This window comes from Yokenella regensburgei ATCC 49455, from assembly GCF_000735455.1.
Classification (GTDB): domain Bacteria; phylum Pseudomonadota; class Gammaproteobacteria; order Enterobacterales; family Enterobacteriaceae; genus Yokenella; species Yokenella regensburgei.
In genome coordinates this window covers 1-17707 of record NZ_JMPS01000069.1, presented here as the reverse complement: position 1 = coordinate 17707, position 17707 = coordinate 1, and the positions used below count along the sequence as shown (strand labels likewise).

17 protein-coding genes are annotated in these 17707 nt (G+C 54.7%); 5 read left to right on the top strand and 12 right to left on the bottom strand.

Features of this window, described 5'->3' with window-relative positions:
* Positions 1–5 precede the first annotated feature (5 nt).
* The 5 genes from GYRE_RS24745 to GYRE_RS16835 all read left to right on the top strand — a co-directional run bounded on the left by GYRE_RS24745 (position 6) and on the right by GYRE_RS16835 (position 5368).
* A complete protein-coding gene (locus tag GYRE_RS24745) occupies positions 6–152 on the top strand; it encodes a hypothetical protein (protein ID WP_167829701.1) in 147 nt (48 codons plus the stop codon).
* 163 nt (positions 153–315) lie between these two features.
* Complete coding sequence (locus GYRE_RS16850; RefSeq protein ID WP_038256833.1) at positions 316–891, top strand: fimbrial protein; 576 nt, start codon at positions 316–318, stop codon at positions 889–891.
* 127 nt (positions 892–1018) lie between these two features.
* Entirely contained in the window at positions 1019–1687 is a 669-nt protein-coding gene (locus tag GYRE_RS16845; RefSeq protein ID WP_051860975.1) for a fimbrial biogenesis chaperone, read from the top strand.
* Entirely contained in the window at positions 1687–4233 is a 2547-nt protein-coding gene (locus GYRE_RS16840; RefSeq protein WP_051860974.1) for a fimbria/pilus outer membrane usher protein, read from the top strand. The genes GYRE_RS16845 and GYRE_RS16840 overlap by 1 nt, the downstream gene beginning before the upstream one ends.
* A complete protein-coding gene (locus GYRE_RS16835; protein WP_038256828.1) occupies positions 4223–5368 on the top strand; it encodes a fimbrial protein in 1146 nt (381 codons plus the stop codon). Before GYRE_RS16840 ends, GYRE_RS16835 begins: the two co-directional genes overlap by 11 nt.
* Positions 5369–5399: 31 nt before the next feature.
* Here GYRE_RS16835 and cheZ read toward each other — a convergent pair whose 3' ends face one another.
* The 12 genes from cheZ to flhD all read right to left on the bottom strand — a co-directional run bounded on the left by cheZ (position 5400) and on the right by flhD (position 17263).
* A complete protein-coding gene (gene cheZ / locus GYRE_RS16830; RefSeq protein WP_006820441.1) occupies positions 5400–6044 on the bottom strand; it encodes a protein phosphatase CheZ in 645 nt (214 codons plus the stop codon).
* Positions 6045–6054: 10 nt separating this feature from the next.
* Positions 6055–6444 carry a chemotaxis response regulator CheY gene (gene cheY / locus GYRE_RS16825; RefSeq protein WP_006820442.1) on the bottom strand — a complete coding sequence of 130 codons (390 nt, stop codon included), beginning with the start codon at positions 6442–6444 and terminating at the stop codon, positions 6055–6057.
* Between the two features lie 15 nt (positions 6445–6459).
* Complete coding sequence (locus tag GYRE_RS16820) at positions 6460–7509, bottom strand: protein-glutamate methylesterase/protein-glutamine glutaminase (RefSeq protein WP_006820443.1); 1050 nt, start codon at positions 7507–7509, stop codon at positions 6460–6462.
* Positions 7506–8375 carry a protein-glutamate O-methyltransferase CheR gene (cheR, locus tag GYRE_RS16815; RefSeq protein ID WP_038256825.1) on the bottom strand — a complete coding sequence of 290 codons (870 nt, stop codon included), beginning with the start codon at positions 8373–8375 and terminating at the stop codon, positions 7506–7508. Before cheR ends, GYRE_RS16820 begins: the two co-directional genes overlap by 4 nt.
* A gap of 19 nt (positions 8376–8394) precedes the next feature.
* The gene (tap, locus tag GYRE_RS16810; protein WP_038256823.1) at positions 8395–9993 is read right to left on the bottom strand and encodes a methyl-accepting chemotaxis protein IV; all 1599 of its coding nucleotides are present in this window, start codon (positions 9991–9993) and stop codon (positions 8395–8397) included.
* A gap of 36 nt (positions 9994–10029) precedes the next feature.
* Complete coding sequence (tar, locus tag GYRE_RS16805; RefSeq protein ID WP_038256821.1) at positions 10030–11694, bottom strand: methyl-accepting chemotaxis protein II; 1665 nt, start codon at positions 11692–11694, stop codon at positions 10030–10032.
* A gap of 134 nt (positions 11695–11828) precedes the next feature.
* Entirely contained in the window at positions 11829–12329 is a 501-nt protein-coding gene (gene cheW / locus GYRE_RS16800; RefSeq protein ID WP_006820447.1) for a chemotaxis protein CheW, read from the bottom strand.
* Positions 12330–12349: 20 nt separating this feature from the next.
* Entirely contained in the window at positions 12350–14383 is a 2034-nt protein-coding gene (gene cheA / locus GYRE_RS16795) for a chemotaxis protein CheA (protein ID WP_038256819.1), read from the bottom strand.
* Positions 14384–14387: 4 nt separating this feature from the next.
* A complete protein-coding gene (motB, locus tag GYRE_RS16790; RefSeq protein WP_006820449.1) occupies positions 14388–15317 on the bottom strand; it encodes a flagellar motor protein MotB in 930 nt (309 codons plus the stop codon).
* Entirely contained in the window at positions 15314–16207 is an 894-nt protein-coding gene (gene motA / locus GYRE_RS16785; protein ID WP_006820450.1) for a flagellar motor stator protein MotA, read from the bottom strand. Before motA ends, motB begins: the two co-directional genes overlap by 4 nt.
* 124 nt (positions 16208–16331) lie before the next feature.
* On the bottom strand, positions 16332–16910 hold the full coding sequence (gene flhC / locus GYRE_RS16780) for a flagellar transcriptional regulator FlhC (protein ID WP_006820451.1): 579 nt from the start codon (positions 16908–16910) through the stop codon (positions 16332–16334).
* Positions 16911–16912: 2 nt separating this feature from the next.
* Positions 16913–17263, bottom strand: coding sequence for a flagellar transcriptional regulator FlhD (gene flhD, locus GYRE_RS16775; RefSeq protein WP_038256816.1), 351 nt, complete (start codon positions 17261–17263; stop codon positions 16913–16915).
* Positions 17264–17707: the final 444 nt, after the last annotated feature.

Genomic DNA, 17707 nt, shown 5'->3' with positions numbered 1-17707 from the left:
TGCACATGATGACAGAGGCAGGCGCACGCAATGGCGGGAAAAAGCAGGAAAAAGGCCGCCTATTGCCTGCTTTGCTGAATCTCACTGCTGAAACACTTTTTACCGATTTAATATATTTCCAGAATGTTTCTCCGATTAAATATTTGCATTAGGGATATATAAACGCCTTATCATATTAAACAGAAGAGAATTGCCATTTTTTGCTAATAATTACCCTGCAGCGAGTCTTTTCACTCCTTATTATCCGTGTATACCCCCCATGATTGTTATTATATAAAAAAATCTTATCAATTTATCTGTCAAGGAGACTGCATTATGCTGAGAACAAAAAAGATCGTCATCGCGGCATTACTGGGTATAATGAGCGGCAATATATATTCTGCGGAAATGAATGCAGGCACAATACATTTCACCGGTGAAATTATTGAACCCAGCTGCGAAATTTCTGGTGATGATGGAACCAGTGATAAGAACGTTTCGCTCGGTACTTATCCCACCTCTTTATTTGATTCCGTAGGTAAAGAATCGACGCTGAAACCCTTTACTATTACGCTGATTAACTGCCCGCTTAAAAGCACCGGTTTACCCGCCGTTCAGCTGACCTTTACCGGAGATACAAGCCTGACCGGCAGCACGAGTCTGTTGAATGTCTCGCAGATCACCACCTCCGGAGATACCGCGGCGACTGGCGTTGGCATCGCCATCAGCCCGGATGGTGAAGATACTAATTTGCTTGCACTCGACGGTAGCGAGGGACAAGTTTCTATCGAACTTCCCGACGCCGAAGACGCCATATACGCTAACTTTAACGCGCGTTATAAATCTTTTGCTAAAGACGTTACCGCCGGTGCCGCGGACGGTGATCTGGTTGTCAACATTCTTTATCGCTAATACATCATCAATGAATAATTAGTTTATTTATTTAATTCATCACTGTTATACAAAACCAGCCTGCGCTGGTTTTGTTTTTTCATCTACCACTGCGCGAGTTTTAAAAATGTGCAACCGCATACTACTAATGATAGTCACTGTTTTATTTAGCCAGTACTGTTATTCATCAGGAATACAGATCGGTAGGACTCGTGTTATTTATGAAGCAAATAAAAAGGAAGTCGCACTTCCGCTGACGAATAAAGACAGCCAGTCTCCGTGGTTAATTCAGTCGTGGGTAGATACGGGAGATGGAAAAACCCGCGGTCCTTTTATCATCACCCCGCCGTTATTCCGGTTAGATCCACAAAAAGAGCAGAGCCTGCGCATCGCCTGGAACGGTACACCGCTGCCTGCAGACCGAGAGTCGCTGTTCTATCTCAACGTACACAGTATCCCCGCCGTCGGTAAAGATGAAGAGGATAAAAACGTGTTGCACCTTATCTACAAAATGCGGATGAAGCTCTTCTGGCGCCCACAGGGGCTGGACGGAACGCCTGGCGAAGGGTGCAAAAATCTGCACTTTAAAAGCGATGCAGGCACCTTCAGCGTGCTGAATAACAGCCGCTATTTCATTATTTTTGATTCGCTCAAGGTCGGCAGCACCGCGCTGGATGATATTGAGATGGTTCCACCTCTGGGGCAGGTCTCTCATCCGCTCCCGATGGCCGCGGGCAACAGCCAGGTGGTCTGGCACTGCATTACCGATTATGGGAACGCCTCCACCCGCTATAGCGCTCCAGTGGAGCGTGGCTGATGGGGAAATCAAAGCAGCATCGACTGCGCCCTGCTCGCTCTGCCGTTCACGCCCTGAGCGCCATCTTTTTCATGGCGCCGATGACAGCTACTGCCCGGGATTATGTTTTCCCGCCTTCGGCGCTGGAAGGCGACCAGCTCTCATCTCAGGATATCAACCTGTCGCTGTTTTCGAACCCTAATGCGCAGCTACCTGGCAATTACCCCACTTCGGTGTTCATTAACCATCGTAAAGTCACCGACGTCACACTCAGCTATATCAATGGCGCTGATGGCTCACTGCAGCCGCAGCTGACCCCTGCCATACTGCGCGGCTGGAATATTCGCATTGACCGCTACCCTGCCTTTAGTGAACTTGCAGAAAACGGTCCATTAAAAAGCGCCATTGGTGACTATATTCCCGCCGCGGTGGCGAGCTTTGACTTCAACCAGATGGCGCTGAACCTGAGTATTCCGCAGGCCGCGCTCGGTACGCAAAACCGGGGAGAGATAGACCCTTCGCGCTGGGATGACGGCGTACCGGTACTGTTCAGCGACTACTCCCTTTCAGGGATGCAGCAGCGTGGCGGCGGAGACTCCACCAGCAACCAGTACCTGAGCCTGCGCAACGGCGTCAATCTTGGCGGATGGCGGCTGCGCCATTACGCCACCTGGAATCACACCGACAGCGGCTCGTCATGGCAGAACATCAACACCTGGCTGCAGCACGATATCGATACGCTCAAGGCACAGTTTACCGCCGGGGAAAGCAGCACCCGCGGCGACGTCTTCGACAGTATCCGCTACAAAGGGGTCAATCTCGCATCTGATGATGAAATGCTGCCCTGGAGCCAGCGCGGGTTTGCCCCCGTGATCCGCGGCATTGCCAGCAGCAATGCGGAAGTCTCCGTCCGCCAGAACGGCTACGTCATTTATCAGGCTAACGTTGCCCCAGGTGCGTTTGAAATCAACGACCTCTACGCCACCACCAACAGCGGCGATCTGGAAGTGACCGTAAAAGAAGCCGACGGCAGCGAACACCAGTTTATCCAGCCCTATTCAAGCGTCGCCGTGATGCAGCGCCCGCAGCATCTGCGTTTCGAGGTCACTGCCGGTCGCTATCGGCCGGACAGCGGACAAAGCGCTGACGATCCGCTGTTTACTCAGGGTAGCGCTATTTATGGCCTCAATAACGCACTGACGCTTTTTGGCGGCAGTACCGTTGCTGAACATTATCTCGCGCTGAATACCGGCGTAGGTATGATGCTGGGTCAGTTCGGTGCGCTTTCCACCGACGTCACCTGGGCGCAAAGTTCACCTGAATCGCTGGATACCAGGCGCGGTCAGTCCTGGCGCGTGCTTTACTCCGGGAAAATTGAACCGACCAATACCAGCTTTACGCTTGCCAGCTACCGTTATTCGACGCAAGGGTATTACAGCTTTGCCGACGCCACCCTGCGCGGGCACCAGAACGAAGACGACGAATGGCAATTTCAGTACAACAAGCGCAACCGCATTCAGCTCAGCCTGAGCCAGGTGATTGCCGGCAGCAGCATCTACCTCAACGGCTACCAGCAAAACTACTGGCAGACCTCACGTACCGAACGTAGCCTGTCGGCCGGGATCAGCCGCACTTTTGATGGCATTGGCACTCACCTTGCGTATACCTACAGCAAAAACAGCGATGACGGCAGCGATCAGATGCTTTCCGTTGGCATCAGCATCCCGCTCAGCCACTGGCTACCGAAAAGCTGGGCAAGCTACAACATCAGCAACACCAAAGGTGGCAGCACTAACCAGAACCTGGCGCTAAACGGCACGTTACTTGATGACGACAGACTCAGTTATTCGTTGCAGCAAAGCAGAAGCAACCACGGTGGCGCGGATAGCAGCAGCGTCTACGGCAGCTACCGCTCACAGTACGCCAATCTGAACGCAGGCTATTACTACGCCACGGACAATTCACAGCAGTACAGCTACGGCGCCAGCGGGGCTATCGTGGCTCACCCGCATGGTGTGACACTGTCACAACCGCTCGGTGATCAGTTTGCCGTTGTCCACGCGGAAGGGGCTGAAGGTATCCGTTTCCAGAACCAGCGCGGCATTCGTACCGACTATGCCGGCAACGCTATTATCCCATCGCTGACCGCGTATCAGGAAAACAGCGTACGCGTCGATACCACCTCGCTGCCCCAGGACGTTGATACCGATGAAACCACCATCGTGGTCATTCCCTCTCACGATGCTGCGGTCAGCGCCACTATCAATGCCCACGTGGGCTATCGGACACTAATTAGCCTGCATCTTGCGAATGGTAGTCCTGTACCCTTTGGCGCTTTTGCCACCATCGACAACAGCAGCCTGAGCGGCATTGTTGACGATACCGGTACCCTGTACCTGGCAGGACTTGGGGAGAAGGCCGCCCTAAGCGTTAAATGGGGCACTCATCAGAATCAACAGTGTCACGCTTCCCTGACGTTAAAGGATGACTCACGGGAAACGCCTAACCCTGCGGGTATCCATCTTCTTCACGCCGTGTGTTTCCCGGAGAAAATCAATGATCAGTAATATCTATCGACCCCTGTCGGGTGTCCTGCTTCTACTAGTAGCGGGCGCGACGCAAGCCAGCGCCCTGAGTGGCTGCTTTTCCGGCCCTGCGGACTACACGGTAAATTATGCCGCTGACTGGACGGCCAGCGACGACGTGGCCGGAAAAACCTATGGTGATAACAATCATCTGCTCGGCAGTGGACCCGCCTTTATTGAGGCTAACTGCAGCTGCCCTTCCGAAATGAAAGCCAGCGACACTGTCTTTGAAACGACCTGGGCGGGTAGTCCTTTGGCCACCGGTGTCGCCGGATATGGTCAGCTAACGGATAAGCTCGATATCGATATCACCGGCTACAGCGACAGCGCGGATGCACCGGATGGTAATAATCTCTTCTCACTGAATATTAACGCTTATCCGACGGATCTCACCTCGATGAGTAAAGTACCGGAGTCGAAGCTAAACACCACCGAAGGCAGCGCCAGCGTCTGTAGCGATGCTACCCGCCCGGACAGTAAGCAAACCAGTAAACGGAGGTTTAACTGGAACGTCATTCGCGCCACGTTTTATATTAAAAAACCGCTGCTGGGCGTTGAAACCATTCCACCAATGATAGTGGCGCAAAACTATAGCTGCCTTGCCTTAGACGGCAGTAGCTGTACCACCGCCGATGCGACGCTGGTTTCAAATATCTGGCTCACCGGCACTATCACGGTCCCGCTCAGCTGCACCATCAACGCCGGCAGCACCATTGAGGTTGAACTTGGCAATATTGTCAGCAGCCAGTTTATCGCTCAGGGCCAGCCGCCAGCTGGCTATACGTTAAAGGATGTCGACATCACCTGGCACTGCGACAACCCGGCCATCGGTAATAGCGATAAAATCAAAATGACGCTAACGGCCGACCAGGGCGTTGCCGACAGCGGTAGCGGCTATATTGCGAAAATGCTTAACCGTGATGACGTTGGTGTCCGAATGTATGATGCCAACAGCAGTAATATCAGTCTTGATGGACAGGTCTCGCTACCCATCGGCGTTGATGACCAGGGGAATGGCGCACTGCATCTGCAGGCAGCACCGGTCGCGACGACGGAAAAGCGCCCCGAGCCGGGTAAGTTTGAAGGTAATGTGACGCTGAAGATGGATCTGCGATAAAAAAATGGCCCGTCAGGGCCATTAAGAAGGATCAGAATCCGAGGCTGTCGAGCAGGTCGTCAACCTGGTCCTGGCTTGCGACCACGCCAGCTTTGGTGGCATCCATCTGCGGACCATTCAACAGGCTGTCATTTTCACGCTTCGACTTTGCTGGCTGTTCCGGCATATTCTCCAGCAGCACCATCAGCAGCTGACGTTCAATCTCCTGGATAACGTCCATCATGCGCTTGATAACCTGACCGGTAAGGTCCTGGAAATCCTGCGCCATCATGATCTCCAGCAGCTGGGCGTTGGTGAAGCTGGTGTGCTGCGGCACTTCTGCCAGATAGCTGCGGGTATCCGTCACCAGATCACGCGCGTCGGCAAGCTCAATCGGGTTTTCGAACCACTCGTCCCAACGGCCAGACAGCGCTTTCGCCTGCTTCTCCATCTGGTTCTGGTGCGGCTGCGACAGCTCCACACAGTTCAGCGCACGCTCGGCGGCCTGTGCGGTCATCTGCACCACATAGTCCAGGCGGTCACGGGCATCCGGGATCGCTTCTGCCGCTTCTGCAATCGCCTGATCCAGCCCCAGCTCGCGCAGACTGTCACGCAGCATACGGGTCAGGCTACCAATGCGGACGATGATATCCGCAGCGGAATGTTCATCTCCAGGTTTAATCATGGGTTGCATCATCGTCCTGCCCTCACATGCCGAGTTTCTCGAAGATCTTGTTCAGTTTCTCTTCGAGAGTTGCTGCGGTAAACGGTTTAACGACATAGCCGCTGGCGCCGGCCTGCGCTGCAGCAATGATATTTTCCTTCTTGGCTTCTGCGGTCACCATCAGTACCGGCATAGAGGCCATTCCGCCGTCGGCACGAATAGTTTTCAGCAGCTCAAGGCCGTCCATGTTCGGCATGTTCCAGTCAGAGATAACAAAACCAAATCCACCCGCCTGAAGTTTGTTCAGCGCGTCAACGCCGTCTTCTGCTTCTTCAACGTTGTTAAATCCCAGCTCTTTTAGCAGGTTACGCACGATGCGACGCATGGTGGAAAAGTCATCCACAACCAGAAATCTAAGCTCTTTATCCGCCATAAAACTCCACTCCTCTTAAATACGTATTGCCTGTCCGGCACTGATTTTCGCCAGCATCTGCTGGCTTACCTGGCTAAGATCGACCACTTCGCTGACGCCACCCATATTGATGGCCTCACGCGGCATGCCGAACACCACACAACTTGCTTCATTCTGCGCAATCGTCCAGGCTCCCGCCTGGTGCATTGCCAGCATCCCGGCCGCACCGTCGTTGCCCATCCCGGTGAGAATGACCCCCACCGCGTTGCGCCCCGCAAACTTAGCGACCGAATGAAACAGCACATCAACCGCCGGGCGATGCCGGTTTACCGGCGGCCCGTCGTGAATTTTGATTTGATAGTTCGCCCCGCTGCGCGACAGCTCCATATGCTTGTCGCCTGGCGCAATGTAGGCGTGGCCCGGCAGCACACGCTCGCCGTCTTCCGCCTCTTTCACCGTAATCTGACACAGCTTGTTCAGACGCTCGGCAAAAGAACGGGTGAAGCCCGGCGGCATATGCTGGGTAATAAGGATCGCCGGGCTGGTGAGCGGCATTGGCTGCAGCACATGGCGAATGGCTTCGGTCCCTCCGGTGGAGGCGCCAATCGCAATCAGCTTCTCCGAACTCAGCAGCGGCCCCGCCTTCAGCGTAGTTGGCGCTACTGCCGGTTTATGCGCATTCACCCGCGCTCTTGAGGCTGCGCGTACCTTCTCGGCGATCATTTCGCTGTAGGCGAGCATGCCTTCACGGATCCCCAACTGAGGTTTGGTCACGAAGTCCACCGCCCCCAGTTCCAGCGCGCGCAGCGTCACTTCGGAGCCTTTCCCGGTGAGCGAGGAAACCATCACCACCGGCATCGGGCGCAAACGCATCAATTTTTCGAGAAAGTCCAGACCGTCCATTCGCGGCATTTCAACGTCCAGCGTCAGCACGTCCGGATTGTATTTTTTGATAAGATCCCGGGCGACCAGAGGGTCCGGCGCTGTCGCAACCATCTCCATGTCACTATGACTATTGATAATTTCCGTCATGATCTGGCGCATCAGCGCTGAGTCATCAACAGACAACACCCTGATTTTACTCATGCTCTTTCCTTACTCAGCGCATAAACCGTCTGGCCACGCAGGCTAAACTCACGCACGAGATTGCTGAAATTCTCTGAGTGGCCGGCAAACAGCAAACCGTCCGGCTTCAGCAGAGGAACAAAACGGCGCAGAATCTCTTGCTGAGTCGTTTTATCAAAATAAATCATTACGTTACGGCAGAAGATGGCGTCAAACGGCCCCGGCACGTTGTAGTGACGGTCAAGCAGGTTTAACGAAGAGAACTCAACGTAATTGGCGAGCTCCTGTCGAACGCGCACCAGCCCGCTGTGCGGGCCGGTCCCACGCATGAAATAGTGCTGAAGCTGCTGCTGCGACAGCGTTTTCAGCTCTTCCTGGCGGTAGATGCCACTTTGCGCTTTCTGCAGCACCTCGGTGTCGATATCGCTCGCGAAGACCTTCCAGCGTCCCGGCGCCGTACCCAGCGTGTCGGCAAGCGTCAGGGCAATCGAATACGGTTCTTCGCCGGTCGAGGCCGCCGCGCTCCACACCCGGAACTCACCGCCACGATGACGACGGGCGTGCTCCGCCAGCACCGGGAAGTGGTGGGCTTCACGGAAAAAGGACGTCAGGTTGGTGGTCAGGGAGTTAATAAACGCCTGCCACTCCGCATTGTCCTGATTCGATTCCAGCATGCCCAGATAGTGACCAAAATCCTCCAGCCCCAGCGTCCGCAAGCGACGCACCAGGCGGTTGTAAACCATATCGCGCTTATGATCGGCCAGCACGATGCCCGCGCGCTGGTAAATCAGTTGGCATATCCGACGAAACTGCGCGTCGGACAGCGCCAGGCGCTGCGTCATCTGCATAAGTAACGACGATTGCCCTGTGGGCAGAGATGATGTCATAGCGCCTTCTTAATTCCACTCAGGAAACAACAGGTACAGGCCCAGCCGTTACGTCATGCTGAGTCACATTTTTTTCTTCAATTTCGAAGACCGACACCAGTGCGGTCAGCCTGTCGGCCTGACCTGCCAGCTGGTCGGTGGCCGCAGCCCCTTCTTCCACCAGCGAGGCGTTTTGTTGGGTTACCTGATCCATCTGGCTTACCGCCAGCGCCACCTGCTCAATACCGCGACGCTGTTCGTCAGAAGCTGAGGCAATTTCGCCCATGATGTCGTTCACCTGGGTCACCGACTGCACGATGTCCTGCATGGTGTTCGCCGCCATGTCGACGCGGGCGGAGCCTTCCTGCACGCGGGCCACGGATTCTTCAATCAGGGTTTTGATCTCTTTGGCCGCCTGGGCACTGCGGCTTGCCAGGTTTCGAACTTCTCCGGCGACAACCGCGAAACCGCGACCCTGTTCACCAGCACGCGCCGCTTCTACCGCCGCGTTCAGTGCCAGAATGTTGGTCTGGAAAGCGATGCCGTCTATCACGCTGATAATGTCGCCAATCTTCTGCGAGCTGGTCGCGATCCCCTGCATCGTCTCCGCCACGTGCGACGCCTGGTCGCCACCACGGCGGGCGGTTTCGGCGGCGTTGCTGGCAAGTTTTGATGCCTGACGCGCGTTATCGGCGTTCTGTCCAACGGTTGCGGTAAGCTGTTCCATACTGGCGGCCGTTTCCGCAAGCGACGACGCCTGCTGCTCGGTACGTGAAGAAAGGTCGTTGTTACCGGCCACAATCTCCGAAATCCCGGTATGCATCGCGTAGCTGCCGGTACGCACCTGGCTTACCGTATCGCGCAGCGCGGTCTGCATCGCCTTCAGCCCGGCAAAGATGGCAGAGATTTCATTACGTCCGAAAACCGCTATCGGACGCGCCAGATTCCCCTGAGCAATGCTTGCAAAGTGGCTGCTGACGATAGCCAGTGGCTGAACGATCATTTTGCGTGACCACCACAGCGATGCACTGGTGATAAGCGCCGCGAGGATGAGTACAGTGACAAATATGACCGCCGAGCGATGGTAGTTGCTCTGCCCTTCCCGTCCGGCGTTATCGACGAACAGATTAATGTGCTGCTGCCAGGCGCTGAAGTTGTCATCAAACTGCTGTTGCGATTTCTCCACCGGCGCCGACATAAAGTCCGACAGCTGATTATTCTCAAGCCAGGTCAGCTGGTGCGTCAGATCATCGTGCCAGGCGCTGTAGGTTTTTTGCGTCTCGTCCATCAGGCGCTGGCCTTCCGGATTCATCGCCGGAACCGCGACAAACGTCTTCAGCAGACTTTCTGATTCATGCAGCGCAGCGCGCGCATTAGCAATCAATGACTTAACGTCATCAGCCGGGTAACTCAGTGCCGTCAGCGTGCCCGCCTTATTCAGCGCCACGCTTGCCTGCAGCAGTACCGAGCGCATCTGAGCCAGCTGTGTGCGCTGTTCGTTACTGTGCTCAACCTGCTGCAGACTATGGAACCCATCGCGGAATGCCCAGAACGACAGCCCGTTGCTACCCACCTGCAACAGACCGCAGATAATCAAAATCACAAATAATGTGGTCGAGATTCGAATTCGATTAAACATCCCCATTCCCCGGTTCACGGCACAATGCCAAAATTATTAAAATGTTTCCCAATTAGCGTCGCTGCCCGATGTAGCACCAGGCGAACGTAACGTTATCGGCGCGGCTTCCGGTTGCTGCACCTTATAAGTACTATTTTTTTTGCTTTTCGCATGATTCAGCTGGAAAGCGGCCACGGCCTGAGTGAGACGGCTCGCCTGCTCCTCCAGCGCTGCCGCAGCGGCGGCAGATTCCTGCACCAGCGCGGCGTTCTGCTGGGTGACGCGATCCATTTCCGACACCGCCAGCGCGACCTGATCGATACCGCGACTCTGCTCATCAGAGGCGGACGAAATCTCGCCCATAATGTCGGTCACGCGCGTTACCGCATTCACGATCTCGCGCATGGTTTCCCCGGCGCTTTCTACCAGCGTCGAGCCGGTATCGACACGCGACACTGAATCCTCAATCAGGGTTTTGATCTCTTTGGCCGCCTGGGCGCTACGGCTCGCCAGATTACGGACTTCCCCGGCAACGACCGCAAAACCACGCCCCTGCTCGCCGGCGCGGGCGGCTTCAACGGCGGCGTTCAGCGCCAGGATGTTGGTCTGGAATGCAATACCGTCGATAACGCTGATAATGTCGGCGATTTTCTGTGAACTACCGGCAATCTCGTGCATAGTTTTCACCACGCCATCGACCACCCGGCCACCGCGATCGGCGGTTTCCGAGGCGCTCTTCGCCAACTGCGACGCCTGACGCGCGTTATCGGCGTTCTGCTTCACGGTGGCGGTAAGCTGCTCCATGCTGGCGGCAGTCTCCTCGAGCGCCGACGCCTGCTGTTCGGTGCGGGAAGAGAGGTCGGTGTTACCGAGCGCAATTTCGCTGGTCCCGGTATAAATAGCGTCGGTACCTCCACGCACCCGGGTCACGGTATCGATAAGCGAATGCTGCATATGGTTGACGGTGCCCGCCAGTTCAGCAATTTCGTTGCGTCCCGGTAGCGACAGCGAGGTGGTCAGATCACCGCTGGCGATCTGGCGCAGCTGATGCATCACTTTCGCAAGCGGATTCAGCAGGATATGCCGTACTCCGGCCCATACGGCGATCAGCACCACCACCAGCACCACGGCAAGAATCGCCAGTTGCCATTGAGCAAAGCGGTAGTCCTGGCCGCTGGCAGTATAGTTTTGCTGATACAGCGCTTCGCTGCGGGCTGCGAATTGGGTCATCGCTTCACCCAGTGCGTTCTGCCTTCCCTGCGTCGGTTGGGCAAAATAGGCATCCATGTTGCCGCCGTCGAGGAAGGCAATCAGTTCGCTCAACGCCGCGTGGTATTGCTGATAACGCGAATTCACTACCTGGGTGACTTCATTCATCGATTCCGGCTGCGCCGCTTTGCTGAACGCATCGTAATGTTTTTCGGCTTCGGCAAGCGTCAGTCGGGCGTTTTTCAGCAGTTCTGTTTTAGCGCTGCTCTGCTGATTCGCAGCATCCATCATCATGCGGGCGGACGAGCGGCTCAGGTTAATTCGGGTTTGCAGCATCAGCTCCCAGGTTTTACTTAATTCAGTTTGCTGGGTGCGCAGTTCGTTAGAAAGCACAAAGCTTTGCTGGTTTTGTTGTAGGGAAGAAAATAAAAAACCACCAGATAGCAGTTGAAGGAGTGCGAAGACAACCAGCACCAACATCAACAATGTGACAACTCGGATACGGTTCAACATACAACACCTTTTCTATTATTTATTAACGGTGTTATCGGCATACCGGGAAAGAACTTTAAAGGCGGGAGCAAGGAAAATTGCACTTTGGTACATTGAGGCAGAGACAAAAAGCCCCGCCGAAGCGGGGCGTTGGGTCAGGCAACGTGGGCCGCAGCGTCAATCAGGGCCATCTCGTCACTGTTCAACAGCTTCTCGATGTTAACCAGAATCAGCATACGTTCACCGAGCGCTCCGAGGCCGGTCAGGTACTCGGTGGAAAGGGTGACGGCAAACTCCGGCGCCGGACGGATCTGGTCGGCGGCGAGCGACAGCACGTCAGAAACGCCGTCAACCACGATACCCACCACGCGCTGGCTCAGATTTAACACGATAACGACCGTGTTCTCATCGTAATCCACCTCTTCCTGGCAGAACTTCACGCGCAGGTCGACGATTGGCACGATAACGCCGCGCAGGTTGGTGACCCCTTTGATAAAGCTCGGGGTATTGGCAATACGCGTTACCTGATCGTAGCCACGAATTTCCTGCACTTTCAGGATATCGATACCGTACTCTTCATCGCCAAGCGTGAAGACCAAAAACTCCTGGCCCGATGGCTCGCCTGCCAGTTTTGTTACAGTGCTCATACCGGTCATGTTATTACCTTCTAACTCATTCAGGCGGCTGTGTACGCCACACGTTGTTCACGATTAATGCTCTGCAGCGCGGAGACATCGACGATAAGCGCAACGCTACCGTCACCCAGGATGGTCGCCGCGGAGATACCCGGCACTTTGCGGTAGTTACTTTCGAGGTTTTTCACTACCACCTGGTGCTGACCAATCAGCTGATCCACCAGCAGCGCGTAGCGACGACCGGCGCTTTGCAGGATAACCACAATCCCCTGCGTCGGTTCAGTATTGGCGCCGTCGACGTCGAATACTTTCCACAGTTCCACCAGCGGCAGATATTCACCGCGCACTTCCAGCACGCGCTCGCCGCCGGCCAGCGGATGAAGATCTTCTTCACGCGGCTGCAGAGATTCCATTACCGCATTGAGCGGCAGAATAAAGACTTCGCCGCTGACCTTCACCGACATACCGTCGAGAATAGCCAGCGTCAGCGGCAGCAGAATGCGAATCGTCGTTCCCTGCCCCTGTCTTGACTGAATTTCGACGTGTCCGCCCATCTCCTGGATGTTTCGTTTCACCACGTCCATACCAACGCCGCGGCCAGAAACGTCGGTCACCTGCTCGGCGGTGGAGAAGCCCGGGGCGAAAATCAGCATCCCGACCTCGTCATCGGTCATGTTTTCGTTGACCGCCATGCCCTGAGAAATCGCTTTCGCCAGAATACGTTCGCGGTTGAGGCCCGCGCCATCGTCGGTCACTTCAATACAGATGTTGCCGCCCTGGTGTTCCGCCGACAGCACCAGATTGCCCACCGCGGATTTCCCGGCAGCCATGCGCGCCTCCGGCAGTTCGATGCCGTGGTCAAGACTGTTACGTACCAGGTGCGTTAACGGATCGATAATGCGTTCGATAAGGCTCTTATCAAGTTCCGTCGAGCTGCCCATCTGGGTGAGTTCTACCTGTTTACCCAGCTTGCTGGCCAGGTCTCGCACCAGGCGCGGGAAGCGGCTGAAGACATATTCCATCGGCATCATACGAATCGACATCACCGATTCCTGCAGATCCCGGGCGTTACGTTGCAGCTGGCCCATGCTGGTGATGAGGTCGCCGTGTTGTACCGGATCCAGCTCGTTTGAACGCTGGGCCAGCATCGACTGGGTAATAACCAGTTCGCCGACGAGGTTGATCAGCTGGTCCACTTTTTCTACCGCCACGCGGATACTGGTGGATTCACTGGCGCGGGCCGCCGGTTTTTCACGTGCTGCTGGCGCCTGATCTTTTGCCGCAGGCTTCAGCGTCGGGGCAGTAGCCGCAGGCTCCGCAACCACAACCGCGGTTTCGGCGGTCTTCTCTTCAACCGGCTCGTCAACAACGGCAACGGCCGTCGAGGCGGTTTCGAAAGCAATCTGATCGGCTTCAATAACAAAGCACAGCACCGCGACGATATCGTCCTGGTCGACGCTGCCGTCGAGCGTTGCCGCCAGCGTATCGTCGGTTTTTTCCACCTGGCTCAGCTGCGCAAGGTTACTGAGTTCTTCCTGTAGCATATCCGGCTCGCCGGGCTTCAGGCGTGACAGGATAATGCGCAGTTTGCCTTCTCCGGCATCCGCATTAACCGCTGCATCGTCATCGGCGTCGACCACGGTCAGTTTTGCGCCGCTGACTGCCGGCGCAGCGCTTTCTCCTTTGGCCTCGAGCGCCAGCTGGCGCAGGGCATTGCAGATGTATTCAAAGCTGGCAGCATCCGGCTCCTGGGAGCTTTTATAGGCGTCGAGCTGTTCCTGCATAATATCTTTCGTTTCCAAAAACAGGTTGATAATGTCGGTGTTGAGCTGCATCTCACCGCGCCGCGCGTCATCCAGCAGGTTTTCCATCAGGTGCGTGGTCTCCTGCAGGACGGTGAATCCGAAGGTGCCAGCCCCTCCTTTAATGGAGTGTGCCGCGCGGAAAATCGCGTTCATCTGCTCCGAGTCAGGTGCTTCTGGAACCAGATCCAGCAGGTGTTGCTCCATATCCGCCAACAGCTCGTCGGCTTCATCAAAAAACGTCTGGTAAAAATCGCTGATATCCATGCTCACGCTATCACCTCTGAATGGCTTGTGGCGATGTGGGACCGGCTGCCGGCGGGACCGCCGCTGGCTGCTGTAATACGCTTAAAGGTTCGTTCTGGCTTTCCGCATTTTCATGCAAAATCGCCTGTTCGGCCTGCTGGTTAAGCACCAACAAACTAATACGACGGTTGATAGCATCGTCGCCGCCGCGATCGCTAAGACGCATGGTGTTTGCCATCCCGACTACGCGCAGCACTTTGCCATCATCAAGCCCCCCGGCGACCAGCTCGCGACGTGACGCATTGGCACGTTCTGCGGACAGTTCCCAGTTGCTGTAACCCCGATCGCCGTTGGCGTACGGGAAATCATCGGTATGACCCGAGAGGCTGATTTTGTTCGGTATTTCGTTCAGAACCGGCGCAATGGCACGCAGAATATCGCGCATATAGGGCTCAACTTCTGCGCTGCCGGTTTTAAACATGGGCCGGTTCTGGCTATCGATAATCTGAATACGCAGACCTTCCTGCACCAGATCGATCTTCAGGTGTGGACGCAGCGCTTTCAGCTTCGGATCGGATTCAATCAATTGATCGAGTTCGCCACGAATTTTCTGCAGGCGGCTCTGCTCCATGCGTTTTTTCAGATCATCGATATTCGGCTGTTTATTCACTTCCCCCTGCTGCTGGGTGAAGTCATCACCGCCGCCAGGGATCGGGCTTTCACTATTGGATACCCGAGGACCGCCGGTGATCGCCGTCGCCAGCGGGGTACGAAAATACTCAGCAATCTGAATCAGCTCTTTCGGGCTTGAAATAGAGATGAGCCACATCACGAGGAAGAACGCCATCATCGCCGTCATAAAGTCGGCATAAGCAATTTTCCAGGATCCGTGGGCATGATTCGCATGCCCTTTGTGTTTGCGCCGTTTAACAACGACGATAGGATGCGCCTGATTTTTCATGCGTCCTCGGTCGTAGTCTGTTGCTGCGCCGTCGGGTTACGTACTGCACGCACGTGCTCTTCCAGTTCGATGAAGGACGGACGCTCGCTGGAGTACAGGGTTTTACGCCCAAACTCGACGGCAATTGGCGGCGCATAGCCGTTAAGATTCGACAGCAACGTGATTTTGACGCACTGCATCATCTTGGTGGTTTCCGCGCTTTTTTGACGCAGAACGCTTGCCAGCGGGGAGATAAAACCATACGCCAGCAAAATACCGAGGAACGTCCCCACCATCGCATGGGCAATCAGCGAACCCAGCTCTGCGGCCGGACGGTCGGCAGACGCCAGCGCATGAACCACCCCCATGACCGCCGCAACGATACCAAACGCCGGGAGAGAGTCCCCCACCAGCGCCAGGCTGTTCGCCGGCACTTCGGCTTCGCTTTCATGGGTTTCAATTTCTTCATCCATCAGCGCTTCAATTTCGAAGGTGTTCATGTTGCCGCTGATGATGAGACGCAGATAGTCGACGATAAAATCGAGCATAATGCTGTCGGCGAGAATGCGCGGGTAGCTTGCAAAAATCTCGCTCTCTTTCGGGTTTTCAATATCCCGCTCCAGCGAGAACATCCCCTGCTGGCGAGACTTGGCCATCAGGCGATAGAGCAGCGCCAGCAGATCCATGTACATGGACTTGGTGTACTTTGAACGGCGAAACAGCAGCGGCAGCGCCTTCACGGTACCCTTGATAGCTTTACCGTTGTTACCAACGATAAACGCCCCGATCCCCGCACCGCCGATGATAATGAGCTCCGCTGGTTGATAAAGTGCCCCAAGGTGCCCGCCGGTCATGGCATAACCACCGAAAACTGTACCGATAACAACCAGGTAACCTAATAAGATAAGCACGACATCATCCTTCCAGTGTTGACTAAGGCAAGAATGAACAGCGTCAGAGAAAACCTGACAGAGGGGCAAAAAAAAGCAGCGGTAATTGCTTACCGCTGCTGGAGTGTTGTCCACGCCGTCAAGGTCAAACAGCCTGACCTATCTGTTCATCCAGCAGTTGTGGAGTAATATCGGCAAGACTGGCAGAAAGTTTACGTCTTTTTACGGCGCGGGATGGCGGCTGGCACAGACTGCAGACAAAGCTACCGACCGGCTGGTGTGCGTGGGTGATAAAATTCCCCCCACAGGAGTTGCAATGCGACAGTTCTAACATGCCGCTCTCAACAAAACGCACCAGTGTCCAGGCACGAGTCAGAGCCAGTAATGGCCCCTGTTCCTCTTGCGGGCACTGTTCCAGATATAGGCGATAGGCTTTGATAACGGCGTCAACACCGCTGCACAACCCGGTTTTCAACAGGTACTGCCAGGCATTACAAAACATTGATGAATGTATGTTTTGTTCCCAGGTCATGAACCAGTCGGTGGAGAACGGCAGCATACCTTTCGGCGGCGGGCTACCACGAAGCTCTTTGTACAGGCGAATCAGACGACCACGGCTCAGCTGAGTTTCACTTTCCAGCATCTGCAAGCGAGCGCCGAGCGTAATCAGTTCCATAGCCAACTGAATATCGCGGGCTTCCTGGACAATGCTTTTTTCACTCATCGTCAGGCCCTTTTCTTACGTGCTGATTCGTCAGACTGGCTGGCTTCTTTCAGCAGGCGGGTCGAGAGCAGGATCCCGGTGTGAATTTGCTGCAGGTCGTCAACACGAGACTCTTGTGTCAACTGAGTAATTGTTTGATGACTGTCGAAGCGGAACTGGCAAACCAACTGGTTTGTTTCTGCTAGCTTGACCATTTGCGGGAGTGTAAGCTCACCCAGTGTTGTTGCCATCTCCTCGTTGATGCCGAGACGGAACATGGCGGAAGCTTTATCCTGACTGATAAGACGCTGTGCAAGAAGTAAGTATGACAAATTGATGTCATAAATATGTTTTAGCAACTCGGATGTATGCATTTTTCCCATCCCGAATGACCAACCATTATTTTATGCGGTGTGACCGCACCCCGTGATGTCGCCGGAAAAAACCCGGTAAAAAAAGAAACGGCCAAAATGCATAGTTGACTTAGGCAATGCGTCCTTGCCTTTTTGTCAGCCTTCCTCATGTAGGGAAGATAACCTGACAATTTTAAACATTTCTTACAAATAACTAAGATTTTTCCTAATTCGACGCAACTCTACTCGTCAGTTCTGACACATACAATGTGGCCTTGTGAAACTTTTGAAAAAAATGTGATCCATGTCACATAATGTAGGTGATTATCCGTCGTAAATCCATCAGATGAGGTTCTCAATTGATGATTAATTAATCATTTGATATCAAAATCTATTCCTTAATGATGAATACTCATTTTGTTACACTGCATCTGTATAACATTCGTACAAAAACGATAGCGGAAC